Raw genomic sequence first — 1,749 nt, forward strand, 5'->3', positions numbered from 1 at the left:
GGGCGGAGGAAGCTATGGCTGACCGCTTTGACCCACCGCTTCTGGTGGACGATGAATTCGGGCCTAGAGAAATCTGCTGCGCGATGGACGCGATCGAATTTCTTGAGGAATGGCCGATTCAACGCCGTTGCAAGCTGCACCGTTGCGCTACCGAAGCGTGTTGCGCTGCCTATGACGGACGCACATCTGTTGGTGATGCCAGAGCTGCCTTCGAAAGCTGGGCGAGGATGGCGCATATCGCGGTAACGCGACAACTCGAGGCCGTCCGGAAAGGTGGGATCTTCGAGATCTGCTGAGCGGATCAAAGCAGCGTCTCCTCGATCATCTCGGATCCTGACCGATCCCCTCGCCGCCGCGCACGAACACCCGTTGATCGCTCAACAACCCTCGCACCTGTTGCGCGGACAGGCCCAGCCGAGCCGTTACCTGGCCCATGCTCTGACCCATCTCGAACAGCAGCCGAACGCCCTCGGCCTGCATGGGCAGCGCCAGGCGGAACAGCTTGCGCGGGCAGATGCCCTCCGGCCTGCCAAAGATTGCTGGCATCTCAGACATCGACCGACCTTTCCGTTTCAGTGCTCTTCCCGTGAAACATTTCGGCAATCTCCGGCCTCGGCACGGCCGGTGGCGGCAGGTAGAAGGCGCGGAAGGAAAGCCTCAGCCAGTCGCACACGGCGATGACCTTGGGCGCCGAGGCAGTCTGGCCATTGCAGATCCGGGAAAGGTCGGGGGCGCTTACCCCGATGTCGGCCGCGCAGGCACGCCAGCCGCGGCCGTCTTCATTGAGTTTCGCCCGCAACAGCTTGCCCAATTCGCGATAGTCATAGGCAGCGAGCCTGACCATGCCTGACCTCCTTTTTGAGAAACAGCGCCGGCTCCTCGCCGATCCAGGCGCAGAGCGCGAGAAACTCGTCGGCGCCCGGATCGCGGCCGCGCGCCGCGCGAAACACTGCGTCGACCTCGACATCGGCTTCCCGCGCCACCCGCGTCGGCGACTTGCCGCGATGGATGCGCCGCGCTTCCAGGAAAAGCGCGAAGAGCGTGAAATCGACTGGCGCATTCCGGCTTTCCCGGCCATTTGCCGGCACTTTGATCGAGGAGGCGCGGCTCATCGCGGCGCCTCCTCGCCGCTGCCGGTCCCGGCTTGGGAGGATGCGGGACCGGCAAGGATATCGGGACCGAACAGGTCGGGCCGCTGTGCATGGCGCGAGATGCCGGTGGCGCGCTCGATGTCGAGCACGCGTTCGGCCGGCACCCGCTTCCACGAGTAGAAGGCCTGGTGGCGGATACCCAGATGCGAGGCGAGCGCGCCCAATCCGCCAACCTTGGCGGCTGCGATTCTGACGATTTCGATCATGGCATCATGGTAGGTATTACCTACCTACTATGTCAACAGGCATTCGCTTGCAAAAAAGTAAGCAATAATTACTATGCTGCGGCATGATCGCGACGACACGCACCGACTCGACGTCCCTCGGCCAGCGCCTGCGCCAGGCGCGGGAGGCTGCCGGCCTGACGCAGAACGACATCGCCGGTCACTTTGGCATCAAGCGTGTCTCGGTCACGCAATGGGAGGCGGACACCACCCGCCCCGATATGGAGCGCCTGCCCGAGCTTGCCGGGCTGCTCAAGACCGATGTCGCCTGGCTTCTCGACGCCTCGGGCGCGGCACCCGTGCCGATCGTTCGCGAGCCGAAGCCAAGAGCCTCGCGCACGCCGATCATCCCCGGCGACGAGCTGGTCGGCGGC

At 64.4% G+C, this 1,749-nt stretch carries 6 protein-coding genes; 2 read left to right on the forward strand and 4 right to left on the reverse strand.

From position 1 onward, the window contains the following. The first annotated feature begins 83 nt into the window (after positions 1-83). Positions 84-296 carry a DUF982 domain-containing protein gene (locus tag EOA27_RS35065; RefSeq protein ID WP_245491294.1) on the forward strand — a complete coding sequence of 71 codons (213 nt, stop codon included), beginning with the start codon at positions 84-86 and terminating at the stop codon, positions 294-296. A gap of 25 nt (positions 297-321) precedes the next feature. Here the strand turns inward: EOA27_RS35065 and EOA27_RS35070 are convergent, their stop codons facing one another. From EOA27_RS35070 to EOA27_RS35085, 4 genes are read right to left on the reverse strand one after another with little or no spacing between them, the layout of a single operon-like run. Then, complete coding sequence (locus tag EOA27_RS35070) at positions 322-555, reverse strand: hypothetical protein (RefSeq protein ID WP_126083018.1); 234 nt, start codon at positions 553-555, stop codon at positions 322-324. After that, positions 548-844 (reverse strand): hypothetical protein, encoded by a 297-nt coding sequence (locus EOA27_RS35075; RefSeq protein ID WP_126083019.1) that lies wholly within the window; start codon positions 842-844, stop codon positions 548-550. The genes EOA27_RS35070 and EOA27_RS35075 overlap by 8 nt, the downstream gene beginning before the upstream one ends. Beyond that, positions 822-1,112 (reverse strand): hypothetical protein, encoded by a 291-nt coding sequence (locus tag EOA27_RS35080; RefSeq protein WP_041005524.1) that lies wholly within the window; start codon positions 1,110-1,112, stop codon positions 822-824. The genes EOA27_RS35075 and EOA27_RS35080 overlap by 23 nt, the downstream gene beginning before the upstream one ends. After that, on the reverse strand, positions 1,109-1,357 hold the full coding sequence (locus EOA27_RS35085; RefSeq protein ID WP_126083020.1) for a Cro/CI family transcriptional regulator: 249 nt from the start codon (positions 1,355-1,357) through the stop codon (positions 1,109-1,111). Before EOA27_RS35085 ends, EOA27_RS35080 begins: the two co-directional genes overlap by 4 nt. A gap of 83 nt (positions 1,358-1,440) precedes the next feature. On the opposite strand from EOA27_RS35085, the gene EOA27_RS35090 reads away from it, so the two are divergent. Then, the coding region (locus tag EOA27_RS35090) for a helix-turn-helix domain-containing protein (protein ID WP_127258575.1) at positions 1,441-1,749 on the forward strand (309 nt) is incomplete at its 3' end.

The organism is Mesorhizobium sp. M2A.F.Ca.ET.037.01.1.1 (assembly GCF_003998075.1).
Classification (GTDB): domain Bacteria; phylum Pseudomonadota; class Alphaproteobacteria; order Rhizobiales; family Rhizobiaceae; genus Mesorhizobium.

Bases quoted from the DNA above. Each gene is read 5' to 3' on its own strand.
- EOA27_RS35065 (WP_245491294.1), top strand. From the start codon at position 84: ATGGACGCGATCGAATTTCTTGAGGAATGGCCGATTCAACGCCGTTGC.
- EOA27_RS35070 (WP_126083018.1), bottom strand. From the start codon at position 555: ATGTCTGAGATGCCAGCAATCTTTGGCAGGCCGGAGGGCATCTGCCCG.
- EOA27_RS35075 (WP_126083019.1), bottom strand. From the start codon at position 844: ATGGTCAGGCTCGCTGCCTATGACTATCGCGAATTGGGCAAGCTGTTG.
- EOA27_RS35080 (WP_041005524.1), bottom strand. From the start codon at position 1,112: ATGAGCCGCGCCTCCTCGATCAAAGTGCCGGCAAATGGCCGGGAAAGC.
- EOA27_RS35085 (WP_126083020.1), bottom strand. From the start codon at position 1,357: ATGATCGAAATCGTCAGAATCGCAGCCGCCAAGGTTGGCGGATTGGGC.